21 protein-coding genes are annotated in these 18,860 nt (G+C 66.6%); 7 read left to right on the forward strand and 14 right to left on the reverse strand.

Annotated features, from left to right (window positions below; translation table 11 throughout):
* Nucleotides 1–66: 66 nt before the first annotated feature.
* A complete protein-coding gene (locus ASE50_RS04200; protein ID WP_056395995.1) occupies nucleotides 67–696 on the reverse strand; it encodes a trimeric intracellular cation channel family protein in 630 nt (209 codons plus the stop codon).
* A 178-nt stretch (nucleotides 697–874) separates the two neighbouring features.
* Between ASE50_RS04200 and ASE50_RS04205 the strand changes: the two genes are divergently transcribed.
* On the forward strand, nucleotides 875–1,531 hold the full coding sequence (locus tag ASE50_RS04205; protein ID WP_056395996.1) for a YoaK family protein: 657 nt from the start codon (nucleotides 875–877) through the stop codon (nucleotides 1,529–1,531).
* A gap of 300 nt (nucleotides 1,532–1,831) precedes the next feature.
* Here ASE50_RS04205 and ASE50_RS04210 read toward each other — a convergent pair whose 3' ends face one another.
* Nucleotides 1,832–2,212, reverse strand: a complete 381-nt coding sequence (locus ASE50_RS04210; RefSeq protein ID WP_056395998.1) for a response regulator — start codon at nucleotides 2,210–2,212, stop codon at nucleotides 1,832–1,834.
* Between the two features lie 41 nt (nucleotides 2,213–2,253).
* On the opposite strand from ASE50_RS04210, the gene ASE50_RS04215 reads away from it, so the two are divergent.
* From ASE50_RS04215 to ASE50_RS04230, 4 genes are all read left to right on the forward strand, one after another.
* A complete protein-coding gene (locus ASE50_RS04215) occupies nucleotides 2,254–2,526 on the forward strand; it encodes a DUF3572 domain-containing protein (protein WP_056396000.1) in 273 nt (90 codons plus the stop codon).
* On the forward strand, nucleotides 2,523–3,146 hold the full coding sequence (locus ASE50_RS04220) for a hypothetical protein (protein ID WP_056396003.1): 624 nt from the start codon (nucleotides 2,523–2,525) through the stop codon (nucleotides 3,144–3,146). The genes ASE50_RS04215 and ASE50_RS04220 overlap by 4 nt, the downstream gene beginning before the upstream one ends.
* Nucleotides 3,147–3,178: 32 nt before the next feature.
* Complete coding sequence (locus ASE50_RS04225) at nucleotides 3,179–3,643, forward strand: RidA family protein (RefSeq protein WP_056396006.1); 465 nt, start codon at nucleotides 3,179–3,181, stop codon at nucleotides 3,641–3,643.
* A gap of 267 nt (nucleotides 3,644–3,910) precedes the next feature.
* On the forward strand, nucleotides 3,911–4,744 hold the full coding sequence (locus ASE50_RS04230) for a TorF family putative porin (RefSeq protein ID WP_056396009.1): 834 nt from the start codon (nucleotides 3,911–3,913) through the stop codon (nucleotides 4,742–4,744).
* A gap of 428 nt (nucleotides 4,745–5,172) precedes the next feature.
* Here the strand turns inward: ASE50_RS04230 and ASE50_RS04235 are convergent, their stop codons facing one another.
* The 11 genes from ASE50_RS04235 to tldD form a co-directional block, all read right to left on the reverse strand.
* A complete protein-coding gene (locus ASE50_RS04235) occupies nucleotides 5,173–5,574 on the reverse strand; it encodes a DUF3035 domain-containing protein (protein WP_056396014.1) in 402 nt (133 codons plus the stop codon).
* Entirely contained in the window at nucleotides 5,567–6,070 is a 504-nt protein-coding gene (gene lspA, locus ASE50_RS04240; protein ID WP_055999261.1) for a signal peptidase II, read from the reverse strand. Before lspA ends, ASE50_RS04235 begins: the two co-directional genes overlap by 8 nt.
* Complete coding sequence (gene ileS / locus ASE50_RS04245) at nucleotides 6,070–9,030, reverse strand: isoleucine--tRNA ligase (RefSeq protein ID WP_056396017.1); 2,961 nt, start codon at nucleotides 9,028–9,030, stop codon at nucleotides 6,070–6,072. The genes lspA and ileS overlap by 1 nt, the downstream gene beginning before the upstream one ends.
* A gap of 247 nt (nucleotides 9,031–9,277) precedes the next feature.
* Nucleotides 9,278–10,207, reverse strand: coding sequence for a bifunctional riboflavin kinase/FAD synthetase (locus ASE50_RS04250; RefSeq protein WP_056396019.1), 930 nt, complete (start codon nucleotides 10,205–10,207; stop codon nucleotides 9,278–9,280).
* A 9-nt stretch (nucleotides 10,208–10,216) separates the two neighbouring features.
* The gene (locus tag ASE50_RS04255) at nucleotides 10,217–11,413 is read right to left on the reverse strand and encodes a dipeptidase (protein WP_056396021.1); all 1,197 of its coding nucleotides are present in this window, start codon (nucleotides 11,411–11,413) and stop codon (nucleotides 10,217–10,219) included.
* Nucleotides 11,414–11,459: 46 nt separating this feature from the next.
* Nucleotides 11,460–11,939 (reverse strand): dihydrofolate reductase, encoded by a 480-nt coding sequence (locus ASE50_RS04260; RefSeq protein WP_056396026.1) that lies wholly within the window; start codon nucleotides 11,937–11,939, stop codon nucleotides 11,460–11,462.
* Nucleotides 11,936–12,730, reverse strand: a complete 795-nt coding sequence (locus ASE50_RS04265; RefSeq protein WP_056396027.1) for a thymidylate synthase — start codon at nucleotides 12,728–12,730, stop codon at nucleotides 11,936–11,938. The genes ASE50_RS04260 and ASE50_RS04265 overlap by 4 nt, the downstream gene beginning before the upstream one ends.
* A gap of 337 nt (nucleotides 12,731–13,067) precedes the next feature.
* A complete protein-coding gene (locus ASE50_RS04270) occupies nucleotides 13,068–14,432 on the reverse strand; it encodes an ammonium transporter (RefSeq protein ID WP_056396098.1) in 1,365 nt (454 codons plus the stop codon).
* Between the two features lie 11 nt (nucleotides 14,433–14,443).
* Nucleotides 14,444–14,782 (reverse strand): P-II family nitrogen regulator, encoded by a 339-nt coding sequence (locus ASE50_RS04275; RefSeq protein WP_055999021.1) that lies wholly within the window; start codon nucleotides 14,780–14,782, stop codon nucleotides 14,444–14,446.
* 147 nt (nucleotides 14,783–14,929) lie between these two features.
* Nucleotides 14,930–15,133 (reverse strand): DUF2007 domain-containing protein, encoded by a 204-nt coding sequence (locus tag ASE50_RS04280; RefSeq protein ID WP_056396030.1) that lies wholly within the window; start codon nucleotides 15,131–15,133, stop codon nucleotides 14,930–14,932.
* The gene (tldD, locus tag ASE50_RS04285) at nucleotides 15,133–16,554 is read right to left on the reverse strand and encodes a metalloprotease TldD (protein ID WP_056396033.1); all 1,422 of its coding nucleotides are present in this window, start codon (nucleotides 16,552–16,554) and stop codon (nucleotides 15,133–15,135) included. Before tldD ends, ASE50_RS04280 begins: the two co-directional genes overlap by 1 nt.
* Nucleotides 16,555–16,707: 153 nt before the next feature.
* Between tldD and ASE50_RS04290 the strand changes: the two genes are divergently transcribed.
* A complete protein-coding gene (locus ASE50_RS04290; protein WP_056396038.1) occupies nucleotides 16,708–17,169 on the forward strand; it encodes a hypothetical protein in 462 nt (153 codons plus the stop codon).
* A gap of 301 nt (nucleotides 17,170–17,470) precedes the next feature.
* Here ASE50_RS04290 and ASE50_RS04295 read toward each other — a convergent pair whose 3' ends face one another.
* Nucleotides 17,471–17,698, reverse strand: coding sequence for a zinc-finger domain-containing protein (locus tag ASE50_RS04295; protein WP_055999033.1), 228 nt, complete (start codon nucleotides 17,696–17,698; stop codon nucleotides 17,471–17,473).
* An 86-nt stretch (nucleotides 17,699–17,784) separates the two neighbouring features.
* Here ASE50_RS04295 and ASE50_RS04300 point away from each other — a divergent pair, with 86 nt between their 5' ends.
* A complete protein-coding gene (locus ASE50_RS04300; RefSeq protein WP_056396041.1) occupies nucleotides 17,785–18,720 on the forward strand; it encodes an ABC transporter ATP-binding protein in 936 nt (311 codons plus the stop codon).
* The last annotated feature ends 140 nt before the right edge of the window (nucleotides 18,721–18,860 follow it).

An 18,860-nucleotide genomic window follows, 5' to 3' on the forward strand; every position in this document is an offset into this window, starting at 1 on the left:
CCGTCGATACGCTGTTTCGACAAGCTCGACAGCGACGCAGGACGAACGGCGTTCGACCGGCACCCCCTACCGCTTTCCCCGATACGCCGGCAGCGCGATCCGGAACCGGATCGCCGCCCCGCGCAGCGCGAAGCCCGCCGTCGCCGCCGGCAGCGCCGCCACGAACGGCGGCAGGCCCAGCGCGACCAGCACCACATGCAGCCCCGCCGCCAGCGCCGCCGCCGTCACATACAGTTCCGGCCGCATCAGGATCGACGGCACCCCCGCCAGCACGTCGCGCAGGATGCCGCCGACGCACGCGGTCAGCACCCCCATCACCGCCGCCTGAAGTGGTGGCACGCCATAGGTCAGCGCCTTGGCCGCGCCGAACACGCCGTACGCCGCCAGCCCCGCCGCATCGAGCCAGTCGAGCGCCTTGTCGCGCCACCAATGTTCGGGCGTGATCCACACCAGCATCGCCATGCCGACACAGATCGCCGCCACCGGCGATCCATGGACCCAGAAGACCGGCGCCCCGATCAACAGGTCGCGCACCGTGCCCCCGCCGACCCCGGTGATGAGCGCGAAGAACGCCGCCGTGACGAACGTCTGCGCCGCCCGCGTCGCTGCCAGCGCGCCCGACGCCGCGAACACCGCTATACCGATCATGTCGAGCGCCCCGAGCATTTGCCCCAGCGCCTGCGGAGAAGGAACCATGGCGTCTCGCTAACGTACCGCAGGGGAAGAGTCCGTTTCAAAAACATGCGGGCCGGTCGGTTTTTTCGATCGCCATCCATCGTCGCCACGCCGGCACCGGCGCGCAACGCCGATGGAGGTCGGATCGGCCGCGCCCCGCCCTTGCCGACCCACCGCCCGATCGGGCAAAGGAACCGCCATGCGACGCCTGTCCTCCGCCGCCACGCTCACCACCGTCCTGCTGGCCGCGCTGGCCGGTATCGTCGACGCGCTGGCGTTCAGCGGCCTTGGCGGGTTCTTCGCGTCGTTCATGAGCGGCAACTCGACGCGCTTGGGCGTCGGCCTCGCCCATGGCTGGGATTATGCCGCCGCGACGGCCGCCGCGCTGGTGCTGTCGTTCGTCGCCGGGGCGATGCTCGGCACCATCGCCGGCGCGGCCGCGGCCGAACGGCTGGGGCAGGGGCGTCGGGCGGAGGCGGTGATGGGGGTCGTCACCCTGCTGCTCGCGATCGGCGCGGCGATGGCCGCCTTCGCCCCACTGACGCTCGCCATGCTGCTGCTCGCCGCGGCGATGGGTGCGCAGAACGGCGTCGTCGCCCCCGATGGCGAGGTGCGGGTCGGCCTCACCTACATGACCGGCACGCTGGTCCGCATCGGCCAGCGCGCCGCGCGGCGGCTGCTCGGCGACCGCTCGGCACCGGGGCTGCGTCGCGACGCGCTATTGTGGCTGGGCTTCGTGGCGGGGGTGACGATCGGCACGATCGGCTGGAACTGGCTGGGGTTGGCGGCACTGTGGGTCGTTGCCGCGCTGTCGGCGCTGCTGACGATGCTGGTCGCGCGGGTCGACCTGCAATAGGTGCCGCAGATCTTTGCTCCTCGCCACCCGCTCAAATCCGTTATCCGTTTAGTTCGAGCAGCTTCGAGCTTGTCGAGAAGCGTCCGTCGAGAACTCGGTCGCTTGGGGCAACGCCTTCTCGACTTCGGTTCTCGACAGGCTCGAACCTGCGCTCGAAGCAAACGGGGAAGGGAATGTCCCCGTTCGTCCTGAATTGCTGTTGAGCTGGTCGAAATGGCGTATCGAAGGACTTAACAGGTGCTTCGAAACTTCGCTGAGCCCCCATCAGGCACGAACGGACCGGCTTCCGTACGACCGCCTTTAAACTTCCCCCTCCGCCGGCAACAACCCGCGCACTTCGCCGATGAACCGCACCACCGAAATCGGCTTGGTCACATAGGCATTGGCCCCCGCCCCGCGCACCCGGTCCTCGTCGTCGCGCCCCGAATAGGCGGTGACCGCCATGATCGGGATCGTCCGCAGCCGGCTATCGCCCTTCAGCATGGTGATGAGCTCGAGGCCAGTCATATGCGGCAGCTGGATATCGGTGATGATCAGGTCGGGCAGAAAGGCGCGCGCCCGCGTCACCGCCTCCCGCCCGTCGCGCACCGGTTCGGTGTCGTACCCGTGCGCGCGCAGCAGGTCGCAGAACAGTTTCAGGTTGAGTTCGTTGTCCTCGACAACGAGTACCCTTTTTGCCACGCGCGTTGCATCCCCTGATAGTTCCAACGACGGTGTAAGCGATGCGACAGCGCGAGACAAATCAAGACGCGGCAACCCTTGCGTTACAGGCACTTGGCTGGGTGATCGGCGATGAGACCCGCGCCTCGCGCTTCCTCGCGCTGACCGGCATCGACCCGGCCGATCTGCGCGCGCGGGCCGGTGAGCCGTCATTTCTGGCGCAGGTCGTCGCCCATCTCGAATCCCATGAACCCGATCTGCTGGCCTGTGCCGATGCGCTGGCGGTGCCGCCCGCCGCGCTGGTGCAGGCCCGCGCCGAACTGGAGACTGCATGAAACCGCTGCTCATCACCGATTGCGACGAAGTCCTGCTGCACATGGTCCGCCATTTCGGCACCTGGCTGAAGGACGCGCACGCGATCGATTTCCGCCTGCACGGGGGTGGATTCGCCGAATCCATGACCCGCGCCGACGGTACGACGGTCGAACCGCTGGAGATGTGGGGGTTGCTCGACGGCTTCTTCCCCGCCGAAATGGCGCGGCAGACGCTGGTGCCGCATGCCCGCGATGCACTGGCGGCGCTGGCCGAACAGGCCGACATCGTCGTCCTCACCAACCTGCAGGATCATTGCCGCAGCCACCGCATCGACCAACTGGCGACGCACGGCATCGTCCACCGCGTCGAATGCAATCAGGGTGGCAAGGGGCCACCGGTCGCGCGGCTGGTCGCCGAATATGCTCCCAGCGTTACCGTGTTCGTCGACGACCTCGCCGTGCATCACCAATCGGTCGCCGATACCGCGCCGGACGTGTTCCGGCTGCACATGGTGTCCGAACCCGACCTTGCGGTGCATGTCGCGCCGGCCCCCGCCGCCCATGCCCGTATCGATGACTGGGTGGAGGCCAGAGGCTGGATCGAGGCACGGTTTGCCGAAGGACGCCCGGCACAGGCTTGACCTTGCCCCCGATCAACGAAAGGAACGCATCCATGGCATATGACATCCCCGCAAAGCTGGCCGAACGCGGCCTTTCGCTCCCCGCCGCCGCCGCCCCGGTCGCCGCCTATGTTCCGGCCGTCGAGGCCGGCGGGCTGCTCCACCTCTCGGGCCAGCTGCCCTTCGAGGACGGCAATCTGATGACCGGCCGCGCCGGCGAGGACCGCGATCTTGCCTATGCGACCAGCGCCGCGCAGAAATGCGCGCTGATGATCCTTGCGCAGGCCGAAAAGGCGCTCGGCAGCCTCGACCGTATCGAACGCGTCGTGAAGCTCGGCGTGTTCGTCAATTCGGCGGGCAGCTTCACCGACCAGCCGAAGGTCGCCAACGGCGCGTCCGAACTGATGGTCGAACTGTTCGGCGACGCCGGCCGTCACGCCCGCAGCGCGGTCGGCGTGCCGGTCCTGCCGCTGGGTGCCGTGGTGGAGATCGACGCGATCCTCGCCATCCGGCCGTAAGCCCTTCGGCACCGGCCCACTCTCTCGTCCGGAGCGGGCCGGTGCCCTCCGTCGCGCGTATTCGCGTGGTTTACGAGCGGCGGGCTGTTGCGATCGCGCAACAGCCGGCGCGTCGTCTCTTGTCCACGCGCAATTCCGATTGTGCGGCGCGGTACGCTAAGACATATTCGATCGCAGAGCGTCAGACCGCACGGGCCAGCAGGCCCACCGAATCGCGGCGACGTTCGAACGCAGGAGAATCACCACGGAACCTAGAAAGGGTTTACGATGCGATTCTCGATCATTCTCCCGGCCGCCATTCTGGCCGCCACCACCGCGATGCCCGCCATGGCGCAGGACGAAACCGCGCCGCCCGCACCGATCACGATCAGCGGCAGCGCCGGCGTCACCTCCGACTATCGTTTTCGCGGCGTGTCGCAGAGCGACAAGAACGTCGCCGTTCAGGGCGGCATTACCATCGCCCATGACAGCGGTCTCTATATCGGCACCTGGGGCTCGAACCTCGCCGGTTGGGGCACGTTCGGCGGCGCGAACCTCGAACTCGATCTGATCGCGGGCTACAAGAAGACCTTCGGCACCGCGACCGTCGATGCCGGCGTCACCTGGTACACCTATCCAGGCGGTGCCGACGAAACCGACGTCGTCGAATTCTATGGCAAGCTGTCGGGCACCGCCGGTCCCGCCACGCTGACCGGCGGCGTGTTCTACGCGCCCAAGCAGACGTCGCTCGGTTACTTCACCGCCTCGGCCACGCCGCTGGTGGCGGGCGACGGCAGCCGCCAGAAGAACCTGTACCTCTCGGGCGACGCCGCGGCCGGCGTGCCGTCGACGCCGGTCACGCTGAAGGCGCATATCGGCTATTCGGACGGCAACCCCGGCCTCGGCCCCAACGGCACCAGCCTTGCCCCGACCGGCAAATATTGGGACTGGCTGGTCGGCGCGGACTATACCTACAAGAATCTGACGCTGGGCGTCGCCTATGTCGATACCGACATTTCGCGGTCGGAATCGGCCTATATCCAGCCGAACTTCAGCAAGACCACCAATGGCAGCCCGATCGCCGCCAGCACGGTGGTGGTATCGCTGACCGCGGCGTTCTGATCGGACGGCGGGCGGTACAACCGCCCGCCGACGGGACGGAGATTCACGACCATCGTCATGCCCACGCACGCCGGGATATTCCGTGGAACGGGCGACACCTTCGCCGCGAGAGACGCCAGTCTGCGCTGGGGGACGGTTGTGGTCGGGGTGTTAGCGTGACTGGCTGGGGCTGAAAGGTCACCCGCCCTATCCGTTCGGTTCGAGCAGCTTCGAGCTTGTCGAGAAGCGTCCGTCGAGAACGCCCCGTTTAGGGCACCGCCTTCTCGACTTCGGTTCTCGACAAGCTCGAACCTGCGCTCGAAGCAAGCGGATGGGGAATGGGAGATGGGGTTGAGGCCCAGAGCCCAACCCCTAAGGTCATGCAACCACAAAAAGGCCGGCCACCCGACAGGGCGACCGGCCTTTTCGCTTGTCCGAACCCGCAACCCTTACGGCGTGGTCGTCCGCGCGCTCTGTCCGTCGCCGGCAGGAGCGGCGATGATGTCGCGGGTCGTCGACCCCTTGTCGACGACGTTGGTGCCCGGATCGGCCACGGCCGAACGGATGCCGGTATCGGCGTCGGCATTGCCCGCCTGCTCCAGCGTCAGCCGCTCGGTGGCGCTGCGCGGGGCCGGGCCGCCGAACAGCGCCTGCATCGCCTGTGTCGACGCGGCGGTGTCCTGCGGACGCGCGGCACCCGGCTGCGGCGGCACCAGCGAATAATCGGGCGGGATCACCAGCGGTGCCTGCCGCGCGACCGCGAATTCGTCGGGGCGCGATCGGTTGAGGGCATTGCCCTGACACCCGGCAAGGATCAGGCCCAGGCTGCCGAGAACGATGAACTTACGCATTGGCCTTCTCCACAGGAACGTCGGTTTTCGGCTCTCGGGTGAACAATGCCCGGATGAGCAGGATCACGACGCCGATCGAAATCGCCGCATCGGCGAGGTTGAATACCATGAACAGGCTGTACCCGAAAACGTGCAGGTCGGCATAATCGACGACATAGCCGAACCGGATGCGGTCGACGATATTGCCCAGCGCCCCGCCGAGTACCAGCCCCAGCCCGATCAACTCGGGCTTCTGCGTCTCGCGCCGGATCCACACCGCCACACCGGTCGCGATCAGCGCGGTCATCGCCACCAGCGCCCAGCGCGCGGTATCGCTGCCCGCCTGCAACAGCCCCAGCGACACGCCGAAATTCTGCACGAAGCGCAGCGTGAAGATCGGCAGCACGTTCAGCTCGGCACCCGGATAGTCGATGCCCATCGGCCCGGTGACCCAGTATTTCACCAGCTGGTCGAACGCGAAGACGGCCAGCGCGATGACGATCGCGACCTTGCGCATCACGCCACCACCGCTGCACAGCGCCCGCACAGGTCGCCGTCGGTCGCCACGTCGGGCAGATGCCGCCAGCAGCGCCCGCACTTCGCTTTTTCGGTCCGGGTCACCGCGATCTCGCCATCGCCCGCCGCGACCTTCGCCACGATGAACAATTCGGCCAGCTCGTCGGCCGGCAGGGGCAGCGTCGGCACGGTCACCTCCGCCTCGAGACTCGACCGCACCGTCTTCGCGCGGCGCAACGGCTCGATCGCCTCGGTGACCTGCTGGCGCAGCCGGCGCACATCGGACCATTCGGTGCCGAGCGGCTGGTCGGCGGGCAGCGGCGGCACGTCGGGCCATTCGAGCAGATGCACCGATCCATCTTCGCTCGGAAACCGCGCCTGCCACACCTCTTCGGCGGTGAACGCGAGGATCGGCGCGGCATAGCGGACCAGCGCGTGGAACAGGACGTCGAGCACGGTGCGATACGCCCGCCGCCGCACATCGTCGGCCGCGTCGCAATAGAGCGAATCCTTGCGGATATCGAAGAAGAACGCCGACAGATCCTCGTTCGCGAAATCGGTCAGCGCGCGGGCATAGCGATTGAACTCGAACGCTTCCGCCGCATTGCGCAACTCGGTGTCGAGCGACCCCAGCAGATGCAGGACATAGCGTTCCAGCCCCGGCATCTCCGCCACCGGCACCCGCTCGTCCTCGCTAAACCCGTCGAGCGCGCCCAGCATGTAGCGGAAGGTGTTGCGCAGCTTGCGATAGGTATCGCCGGTGCCGGCCAGCACTTCCTTGCCGATCCGCACATCCTCGAAATAATCGGTCTGCGCGACCCACAGGCGCAGAATGTCCGCGCCCGATTCGCCGATCACCTTCAACGGATCGACGACATTGCCGAGCGACTTCGACATCTTCCGGCCATTGCCGTCCAGCGCGAAGCCATGCGTCAGCACCGTGTCATAGGGCGCCTGCCCCCGCGTCCCGCAGCTTTCGAGCAGCGACGACTGGAACCAGCCGCGATGCTGGTCCGACCCTTCGAGATACAGGTTCGCGCGGGTACCCGCCCCGAACCGCTTCTCGATCGTGAAGACATGAGTGCAGCCCGAATCGAACCACACGTCGAGAATGTCGGTCACGACCTCATAATCGGCGAGCGCGTAGTCCGGCCCCAGCAGCGCCTGATGATCGGCCGCATACCACGCATCGGCCCCGCCCTCGCGGAAGGCGGCGAGGATGCGGTCGTTCACCGCTTCGTCGCGCAGATAGTCGCCGGTCGTCCGGTTGACGTACAGCGCGATCGGCACGCCCCACGCCCGCTGGCGGCTGATGACCCAGTCGGGCCGCCCCGACACCATTGCCCCGATCCGGTTGCGCCCCTTTTCGGGCACGAACCGCGTCCGCTCGATCGCGTCCAAAGCGATTTCACGCAACGTAGCCCCATTCGACTCCCTCTCCCCTTCAGGGGAGAGGGCCGGGGAGAGGGGGAGTGCGGAGAGATTGGTTACATCAAGCAACGGATCGCCCGACAGCCCCTCTCCCAACCCTCTCCCCTGAAGGGGAGAGGGCTTCGAAAAAGCGCGGTCCATCGGGATAAACCACTGCGGCGTCGCGCGGAAAATGACCTTCGCCTTCGACCGCCAGCTATGCGGATAGCTATGCGCAAAGTCGTCCGACGCCGCCAGCAGCGCGCCGCTCAAGCGCAGGTCGCGACAGATCGGCCCTTCCTCCAGCTTGCCGCCACGCCCCGCCGCGACGAACTTCGGGTTGATGACGCTGCCTTCACCGCCCAGCCACGCCCAGTCGTCGCGATAGCGGCCGTCGCCTTGCACCGCGAACACCGGCTCGATGCCGTTCGCCTTGCACAGCTCGAAATCGTCCTCGCCATGGTCGGGGGCCATATGGACCAGACCGGTACCTGCATCGGTCGTGACGAAATCGCCCGGCAGCAGCGGACGCGGCTTGGCAAAGAACCCGCCGCGCGCGTGCATCGGGTGGCGCGCGGTGGCACCGGCGAGATCTGAACCCCTGCCAGACCAATGCTCGGAGATAGCCGTGAAACCGAGACGTTTTTGGGTGGCCGGGATCAGTTCCCGCGCAATCAACAGCTTCTTATGTGATACTGCTTCCGAATTTTCGAACGAAGTATCAGTCAGTTCCCGGCCATAGCTAGGCGTCAACAGGACGTATTCGATGTCCGGTCCATAGGCCAGCGCTTGGTTAACCGGGATAGTCCACGGGGTAGTCGTCCAAATTACGGCGTAGGCACCTGCCAACCATTGCGCATTCGGCGCGTCGACGATCTCGAACGCCACGTCGATCTGCGTCGACACGACATCCTCATATTCGACCTCGGCCTCGGCGAGCGCGGTCTTTTCGACCGGCGACCACATCACCGGCTTGGCCCCGCGATACAGCTGGCCCGACATCGCGAACTTCAGCAATTCCTCGGCGATGGTCGCCTCGGCGTCGAACTTCATGGTCAGATACGGGTCTTCCCAATCGCCCATGATGCCCAGCCGCTGGAACTGGCCCTTCTGCACATCGACCCATTTGGCGGCATAGGCGCGGCATTCGGCGCGGAACTCGGCCGGGGGGACCTCGTCCTTGTTGCGCTTCTTGGCGCGATACGCCTCCTCGATCTTCCATTCGATCGGCAGGCCGTGACAGTCCCATCCCGGGATGTACGGCGCATCCTTGCCCATCAGCGACTGGGTGCGGACGACGATGTCCTTCAGCACCTTGTTCATCGCATGGCCCATATGAATGTCGCCATTGGCGTAGGGCGGGCCGTCGTGCAGCAGGAACCGTTCGCGCCCGGCACGTGCCTGCCGCAGCCGCTCGTACAGCCCGATCTTCGCCCAGCGATCGAGGATCGCCGGTTCCTTGGCGGCAAGGCCGGCCTTCATCGGGAAGTCGGTCTTCGGCAGGAAGACGGTGTCGCGCCAGTCGCGCGTGGGTTCGGGCGTATCGGTCATAGGAATGCCCGCGATTAGCCGATGCCGCGTCACTACGCCAGCGGGTGGTTTTCTGTCGTGGGCGATGGTTGAAAAGAAGCAGAATTGGTTCGCGCAAAGGCGCGGAGGAGGTTGCGGATATGGCGCCCGCCCGGAGATCGGGAGACCCGACGCCGGTTGCAGCGGGAATAAAGGCCGCTGGCGCGGATGCGGTCGCGCCGAGCGAACCCCCTCCGCGCCTCTGCGCCTCTGCGCGAACCAAGTTTTTCTAGGCCGCCAGCACCGCCCGTGCCAGCTCACAATCCGCCGCCATCTGCACCTTCAGCGCATCGAGCGACTCGAACTTCGCCTCCGGCCGCAGAAACTCGATCAACGCGACCTCAATCACCTGCCCGTACAGATCGCCCGAGAAATCGAAGAAATACGGCTCCAGCAACTCGATCGGCTCGCCCGCGATCGTCGGCCGGATGCCCAGATTCGCCGCGCCCTGCAACACCCGCCCATCGGGCAGCCGCCCGGTTACCGCATAGATGCCATAGGCCGGGCGCAGATATTTGCCCATCGACAGGTTGGCGGTCGGATAGCCCAGTTGCCGCCCCAGTTGCGCGCCCGGCTCGACCACCCCCTCGACCGCGAACGGCCGGGTCAGCATCGCCGCCGCCTCGCGCGGACGCCCTTCGCGTAGGCAATCGCGGATGCGTGACGACGACACCACCGCCTGTCCGTCGCCAACCGGCGCGACCGTTTCGGCGACGAAGCCGTATTGCTCGCCCAGCGCCTTCAACACGCCGACGGTACCGCCGCGCCCCTTGCCGAAGGTGAAGTCGGTACCGGTCACGACGCCCGCCGCGCCGGCCATCGCCGCCAGCCGTTCGGCCGCGAACGCTTCGGCCGACAGCCCGGCGAGCGCCGTATCGAACGCGAAGACCAGCATCGCATCGGCCCCGGCGGCGGCGAACAGCCGCTCGCGCTGGTCGAGATTGGTCAGCCGGAACGGCGGCAGATGCGGCTGGAAATAGCGGCGCGGATGCGGGTCGAAGGTCGCGACGATCGCCGGTCGCCCCTCGGCCCGCGCGCGTGCGACGACGCGGGCGACCACCGCCTGGTGCCCGGCATGAAAGCCGTCGAAATTGCCGAGCGCGACGATCCCCCCGCGCATCGCCGCTGGAATCGTCGCGCCTCCGTCGAGACGCTGCATCGCCGCCCCCTAGCGTCCGGCGGCTTCGTGCGAAAGGGGCTGTATGCCGGCGCGCAGCACGCGCAGCGCATTGCCGCCAATGACCTTGTCGATCTCGCCCTGGTTCAGCCCCGCCTGTCGCAGCGCCTCGGCGACCAATCCGACCCATGCGGTGTCGAACCCGGTCGTCACCGCCCCGTCGAAATCGGACCCCAGCGCGACATGATCGATCCCGGCGACGTCGCGGACATGGACGATGGCGCGGGCGATCGCGGCCGGATCGGTCGAACACACCGCGCCCGGCCAGTAACCGATGCCGACGATCCCGCCGGTCCGCGCGATGCCCCGCACCTCGGCATCGGTCAGGTTGCGATTGACGTTGCAGGTCGCCTGCACCCCGCCATGGCTCGACACCACCGGCCGCCGTGCCTGCGCAAGCACATCGGCCAGCGCGGCATGGCTGGCATGGGCGACATCGACGATCATCCCCATCGCTTCCATCCGCGCGACCACCTGCCGCCCGAACGGGGTCAGCCCGCGCTTCGCCTCGCCGTGCATCGACCCGGCGACCTCATTGTCGTAGAAATGGGTCAGCCCCGCCATCCGGAACCCGCTGCGATACAGCCGGTCGAGATTGGCGAGACTTCCCTCCAGCCCGTTCAGCCCCTCGACCGACAGCATTCCCCCGACCGGCCGCACCGGCCCGCCGGCCGCGCGTGCCGCCAGCAGTGCGTCGAGTCCGGCCGGCGTGGTCACCACCCGCAACTGCCCGCCCGACGCCCGCGCCGCCCGCCGCAGCCGCGTGGCATGCCATAGCGACCGGTTGAGCAGCGATCCCCACGTCCGCACCGGCTGCAACTGCGCGATCACCAGCGGGGTGATATTGTCGCTGTTGCCCTCGTTTGCGTCGTAATTCTGCCCTCGCGGCGTCTTCGTCACCGACGAAAAGATCTGGAGCGCGACATTGCCCTCCTGCAATCGCGGCAGGTCGACCTGCCCCCGCGTCGCCCGCGTCAGCAGGTCGCGCGACCATAGCAGCGTGTCGGCATGCAGGTCGACGATCGGCCCGGCAAACGCCGGGCGGGGCGGGGTTGCGATCCGTCTGGCCAGCGCCGCCGACGGCTCGACCTTGTTCATCGATCGCTCGACGATGCCCGGCACCAGCGCGAAAAAGGCAGCCGCCAGCACCGCCAGCAACGCGACGCCCCACCAAACCGCCTTGCGCATCCGTCGTTTAACCCCTGCGGTGCTGGATTCGGCACCGACCAGTCCCTTACGCGGTCGGGGCCGGGCGGAGCAATGTGACGAAGCTGTAGGCCGGACGATCTCCCGCGGCACTGTGGTCCTCGCGCCACGCTTCGCGCCAGCCGGTAAATGGCGGCACGACAGCATCGCCCGCGGGTGTCGCATGGACTTCGGTCAATTCGATCCGTTCGATCCGCGGCAGCAGCAGCGCGAGGATCTCCGCGCCGCCGATTACCGCGGCGTCCGGCCCGGCCAGCGCCAGCGCCGCGTCGGGATCGTGCGCGACTTCCACCCCCGCCGCCTGCCACCCCGGCGCGCGGGTCAGCACGATATGGCGGCGGCCGGGCAGCGGCGATGGAAAGCTCTCGAACGTCTTGCGGCCCATCACCATCGCCCGGCCCATCGTCAGCGCCTTGAACCGCTTCAGGTCGGCGGGCAAATGCCATGGCAGGGTGCCATCGACGCCGATCACGCCATTGTCGGCACGGGCGAGGATCGCGTCGATCATATCGCTACCGCCGCCTTGATATGCGGTTGCGCGACATAATCGTGCAGCACGAAATCCTCGATCGCGTAGCCGTCGATCGCATCCGGCCGCCGCGCAATCTCCAGCCGGGGCAGAGGGCCGGGCGTGCGGGTCAGCTGCTCACGTGCCTGATCCAGATGGTTTTCGTACAGATGGCAATCGCCGCCGGTCCAGATGAACTCGCCTACGCCCAAATCGCATTGCTGCGCCAGCATATGGGTCAGCAGCGCGTAGCTGGCGATATTGAACGGCACGCCGAGAAAGATGTCGGCGCTGCGCTGATACAGCTGCAACGACAGCTTGCCATTGGCGACATGGGTCTGGAACAGGCAGTGGCATGGGCTGAGCGCCATCGCGTGCAACTCGCCCGGATTCCACGCGGTCACGATCTGCCGGCGCGAGGCGGGGTTGGTGCGGATCGTCGCGATCAGCTCGGCGATCTGGTCGATATGCCGCCCGTCCGCCGCCGCCCAGTCGCGCCATTGCTTGCCGTAGACGGGGCCGAGATCGCCCTTCGCGTCGGCCCATTCGTCCCAGATGCTGACCCGCTGCTCCTGCAACCACCGCACATTGGTGTCGCCGCGCAGGAACCACAGCAGCTCGATGATGATCGAGCGCAGATGCAGCTTCTTGGTCGTCAGCACCGGAAAGCCGGCGGACAGGTCGAAGCGCATCTGGTGCCCGAACACCGACCGGGTGCCGACCCCGGTGCGGTCGTCGGTCGGAACGCCTTGATCGAGAGCGCGCTGCATGAGGTCGAGATAGGGGGTCATGGCCCGTGTCTTAGGCTCCAAAATAGGAGAAGGAAAAGGGGTTCACGCGGAGGCGCGGAGTCGCGGAGGAGTCGCGGTTTCCGAACCGTTCCCCGCGCCAGCGGCCTCATCCCCGCTCCAAGCGCACGAATCGAGAGCGCTGACGCGCAACAGTGTCGCCGAACGCAACCCCTCCGCGTCTCCGCGCCTCCGCGCGAAACCCGATCTTCTTCCCCCCCACTCGCCCAAACACAAAAAAAGGGCCGATGCGTTTCCGCACCGGCCCAGGGGTTTTCCGCAGGAGGAAAGTGGTGACCGGACGGCAGGGGACTAGGCCGCCGCCCGGAAGAGGAGAAACTCAGTAGTTGTAGGCGCGCTCGCCATGCTCGCCGAGGTCGAGACCTTCCAGTTCGACTTCCTTCGACACCCGGCCACCGGTCAGCGCCTTGGCGATAACCCAAGCGATCGCGGTACCGACCGACGCCCAGACGATGGTCACGATCACCGCGAACACCTGCACGCCGAGCTTGGCACCCATGTCGTAATCGGCCGCACCCGGTCCGCCCAGCGACGGGGCATAGACCACCGCCGTACCGATCGCGCCGATGATGCCGCCGACGCCGTGGATGCCGAACGCGTCGAGCGAATCGTCATAGCCGAGCTTGGGCTTGAGCACCGTCACCGCGAAGAAGCAGACGACCGAGGCGATGGCACCCAGCACGATCGCACCGAACGGACCCGAGTTGCCGGCGGCCGGCGTCACCGCGACCAGCCCGGCGATGATACCCGAGCAGAAGCCGAGCGCCGAACCCTTATGCCCCGAGAACTTCTCGGCCAGCATCCAGAACAGCCCGGCCGAGGCGGTGGCGACGAAGGTGTTGATCATGGCGAGGCCGGCGGTGCCGTTGGCTTCGAGTGCCGAGCCGGCGTTGAAGCCGAACCAGCCCACCCACAGCAGCCCGGTGCCGACCATGGTCAGCGTCAGCGAATGCGGCGCCATGCGCTCGGTCGGGAAGCCGATCCGCTTGCCCAGCAGCAGGGCGAGCACCAGCGACGACACGCCGGCATTGATGTGGACCACGGTGCCGCCCGCAAAGTCGAGCGCGCCCGCCTTGAAGAAATAGCCGCTGGTCGCCCACACCATGTGCGCGATCGGGAAATAGGTGATCGTCAGCCAGACGATGGCGAAGACCATGACCGCGGCGAACTTGATGCGTTCGACCACCGATCCCAGCACCAGCGCGATCGTGATCGCGGCAAAGGTCATCTGGAAGCAGATGAAGACATATTCCGGGATTTCGACGCCGACGGTGAAGGTCGCCGCCTGCGACGCGGCGGTGACGCCCGACAGGAACGCCTTGCCCGGGCTGGCGATGAAGCCCGACAGCGTCGTGTTCGCGACGTCGGGACCGAAGGCCAGCGAATAGCCGTACATCACCCAGATGAGCATCGCGAGCGACGCGACCGCGCCGATCTGCGTCATCACCGACAGCATGTTCTTGGTGCGGGTCAGACCGCCATAGAACAGCGCGAGGCCGGGGACGATCATCATCAGCACGAGGACGGTCGACACCATCATCCATGCCGTGTCGCCCTTGTTCACCGTCGCGACGGGCGCGGCGGCGGCGGCCGGGGCCTGCAGCGCCACGTCCTGCGCCCAAGCGGGCAGCGCGGCGAACAGGCCGAGTGCGGCACCCGCCATCAATGTCTTCGGATGTTGCATGATGCCCCCCATCACAGCGCGGTCAGGTCGGTTTCGCCGGTGCGGATGCGCACCGCCTGTCCGACGTCGAGAACGAAGATCTTGCCATCGCCGATCGCGCCGGTGTTGGCGGCGGCCTGCACCGCTTCGACGACGCGCGCGGCGATGTCGGCGTCGCACACGACCTCGATCTTGATCTTGGGCACCATGTTGGTGCTGTATTCCGCGCCGCGATAGATTTCGGTCTGGCCCTTTTGCCGGCCGAATCCCTTGACCTCGGTCACGGTCATGCCCGCGACGCCGATCTCGGTCAGTGCTTCGCGTACCTCATCCAGCTTGAATGGCTTGATGATGGCGATGACTAATTTCATGTCGCCCCCTCGTCGCATGATTGCTCGTGGGGGAGCCTCGCAACCTCCGTGCCAAACCAGGTTTTGCGGTGTTTTGCGCCGATTGGCGGTTTGGCAAATTAGTTACCGCGCGGTTAATTTGTGCAATGCCGCACGACTGCCCGTTTTTCAGGCAGCTTGATCGACGATCCGGCGGGCATCGGACAGGTCGTCGGCATCGACCATCACCCGCACCGGGATCAACAGCCAGCTGCCGTCGCCGATGCTCGCCTCGCCATCGAACGCCACCGCCGGGATGCCTTCGCTCGTCAACCGCCCGACGATGATCTGCGCCTCGACGCGCGGAAAGCGGCCGAGTTCCGCAAGCGCCATCAGGCGGTGCCGCCGACGGTCAGCCCGTCGATCAGCAAGGTCGGCTGTCCGACGCCCGCCGGCACCGACTGCCCGGATTTGCCGCACATGCCGACGCCCTCGTCCAGCGCGAAGTCGTTGCCGATGCCGCGCACCTGCTTCAACACCTCCGGCCCGTCGCCGATCAGCGTCGCGCCCTTGATCGGGGCCCCGATCCGGCCATTCTCGACGCGGTACGCCTCGGTGCACGAAAACACGAACTTGCCCGACACGATATCGACCTGCCCGCCGCCGAAGGATTTGGCGAAGATGCCGTTCTTCACCCGCGACAGCAGCTCGGCCGGATCGTCCTTGCCGCCCGACAGAAAGGTGTTGGTCATGCGCGGCATCGGCGCATGCGAAAAATCCTGCCGCCGGCCGTTGCCGGTCGGCGCAACGCCCATCAGCCGCGCGTTGAGCCGGTCGTGGATATAGCCTTTCAGGATGCCGTCCTCGATCAGGATATTCTCCTGGGTCGGCGTGCCCTCGTCATCGATCGACAGCGATCCGCGCCGGTCGGCGATCGATCCGTCGTCGATCACCGTCACGCCGGGCGCGGCGACCCGCTCCCCGATCCGCCCCGAAAAGGCGCTGGTGCCCTTGCGGTTGAAATCGCCCTCCAGCCCGTGGCCGATCGCCTCGTGCAGCAGGATGCCGGGCCAGCCATTGCCGAGCAGCACCGTCATCTCGCCCGCCGGCGCGTCGACCGCCTCCAGATTGATCAGGGCCTGCGCCAGCGCGACGTCGATCGCGCGGTTCCACGTCTCGGGCGCGAACAGCGAGTCGTACAGATAGCGCCCGCCAATGCCGTAGCTGCCCGTTTCGCGCCGTCCGTTCAATTCGACCACGATCGACACGTTCATTCGCACCAGCGGGCGGACGTCGGTGGCGACGAAGCCGTCGGGACGGACGATCTCGACCACCGTCCACGACCCGAGCAGGCTGGCCGACACCTGGCAGACGCGCGGATCGCGCGCGCGGGCAGCGGCGTCGATCGACTGGCATAGCGCCACCTTGTCGGCAAAGGGGATCAGGTCGAGCGGATCGGCGGCGGTATAGAGATGTCGGTTGTTGCCGCGCGGCGGCGGTGCCTTGGCCCCCTTGGCCGGATCGATCAGCGCCATCGTCTCGCCCGCGCGGCGGATGGCCGCTTCGGACAGTTCGTTGGCATGGGCGAACGCGGTCGTCTCCCCCGACACGGCGCGCAGGCCGAAGCCGGCATGGGTGTCGTACGACGCGGTCTTCAACCGGCCGTCGTCGAACCCGAACGCCTCGGAGCGGCGATACTGGAGATAGAGTTCGCCATCCTCGGCATGTCGCAGCGTCTCCTGCGTGGCGCGAAGGGCGGCGGCGGGGTCGAGGTCGCCGGCATAGAGGTACGAGCGGGGATCGGTCGGGGTCATTGGTGGAATATAGGGTGGCGGCGGCGTGGGGGAATGGGGAACAGAGTTGGCGCAGAATGCGCAGGACGTGCGACACGGCGCACATCAGCGACCCAGATGACTCTTCGTATCTATTTGGGCATTGCAGGAAACCATCGATAGGCGGAGTGCCATGTGACCACTGTTCTGCTGAACGCTTATGGTGAGCCATTCGACCCCGGTCCACTGATCGAGGCATGGCCTGAAAGCGCGGCTTCTGAGGTCGTCCGCGAGCTGTGGGACAATCTATACCATCAAGGCTCGGTAAACTCGGCGTCCTATGCCGCCGTCCCCGGGATTGTGCGGATGCTGGAACAGGCGGAATTGCCCGATTGGAACGGCTATGCGTTGATTGCTTCGATCGAAGAGGCGCGTCTGGCGGGAGGCAGTGTGCCAATGCCGGTCGAACTCGCTGGTGATTACGAAACCGCTTGGAAATCTGCATTGCCGTTGGCGTTGCGCGATCTGCGGGAGGCACAGGACGACAGCTTGGTGCGCAGTTTGATAACGGTAATAGCGCTGGCGAAGGGACAGCGAACGCTAGCCGCGATCGCGCTATGCACTGAGCACGAGCGGATCGAAATGCTCGGCGGATAAGGCGTTGCGCGGCTACGCCGTTCAACGTGCGTGCTTATGCCGGTCCGACCGGGGACGTTCGAAAGAACGTATTGTCAGCGACCGGATAAACCTTCGCCCCAGCCTAGGCTGGGGCCTTCAGCGGCTCCTGTCACGCGTCATCATCGGGAGATCCCAGCCTTCGCTGGAATGACGTTCGGAGAGACGGGAGGGAGTTCAGCACCGCCGCGGCAAAGCCGCGTCGTCGGTCGGCGGGCAATGCCGAGCCTGCCCGCCGCCGGCCGGGCGCGGGCCTGCTGGTTCGTCCGAACTGCGTTCGGCCTTACCGGCCCGCGCCGTCCCCATGATCCTTCAGCTTGCTCTGGTCCGCCCCATCGGCCGGGCCACCGATCAGCACGAAGCGCCGGTCGCAATAGCCGCAATCGACGTAGCCCGTGTCGTCGATCTGCAACCACACGCGCGGGTGGCCCAGTGCGGCGGCGATTTCGCCGGAGCCGTCGCAGGCGACGCGAGGGGTGGAGACGCGGAGGAGTTCGGGCGGGGGCAGCATGGTTCCTGCGATAGCAATGCCGCGATGGCTCGACAAGTTGGATCGGTGCTTGGCTTGGGGCCGGGGCGGGCGTATCGGCGGACGCTATGGAAACCCAAGCCGCCATTTCGATCCGCGACCTGTGCAAGACCTATGCCGCCGGAAAGGGCGGGGCACCGGCCAAGGTCGCACTCGACGGCGTGTCGTTCGATGTACCGCGCGGCCAAATCTTCGGGCTGCTCGGCCCCAATGGTGCGGGCAAGTCGACGCTCATCAATACGCTGGCGGGACTCGTCAACAAGACCAGCGGCACCGCGTCGATCTGGGGCTTCGACATCGACCAGCATCCGCGCAATGCCAAGGCGTCGATCGGCATCGTCAATCAGGAGATCCTGTTCGACCCGTTCTTCACCCCTGCCGAGACGCTGGAGATCCAGGCTGGCCTGTACGGCGTGCCGAAGGCGAAACGCCGCACGATGGACCTGCTGCGCGCGGTGCATCTGGAGGACAAGGCCAACGCCTATGCCCGCACCCTGTCGGGCGGCATGAAGCGGCGGTTGATGGTGGCCAAGGCGATGGTCCATTCGCCGCCGGTGCTGGTGCTCGACGAACCGACCGCCGGCGTCGATATCCAGCTTCGCCAGCAGCTCTGGGACTATGTCCGCGAACTGAACGCCGACGGCGTGACGGTGGTGCTGACGACCCATTATCTGGAAGAGGCGGAGCAGTTGTGCGACCGCATCGCCATCATCAACCATGGCCGCGTCGTCGCCAACCAGCCGACCCGCGAACTGCTGGGCATGGCGCAGGAAAAGGCCGTCGAACTGACGCTCGACCGCGACCTGACCGACCTGCCCGCCGCCGGGGTCTTCGAAAAGGTCGAGCGCAAGGGCGACCGGCTGCTGGCGATCACCTATCGCAAGGATGTCGCGAATGCGGGTGAGGTGCTGGCGGCGGTGGCGGCGCAAGGATACGGCATCGTCGACGTGGTGACGCGCGAGGCCGATCTGGAGGATGTGTTCCTCAACCTGACGAACAACTGAGTTCTACCGATAAGTATGCGACGTCACGCCGGCCTTGAGCCGGGTGTGGATTCACATTCGAAGTGCAACGGGATGAAGGCTTCGGCGGGGGTTTGGAAGCCGAGGCATTTTCGGGGCGTATGGTTGTGTTTGGCGAGGAT

This window comes from Sphingomonas sp. Leaf5 (genome assembly GCF_001421155.1).
Taxonomy (GTDB): domain Bacteria; phylum Pseudomonadota; class Alphaproteobacteria; order Sphingomonadales; family Sphingomonadaceae; genus Sphingomonas.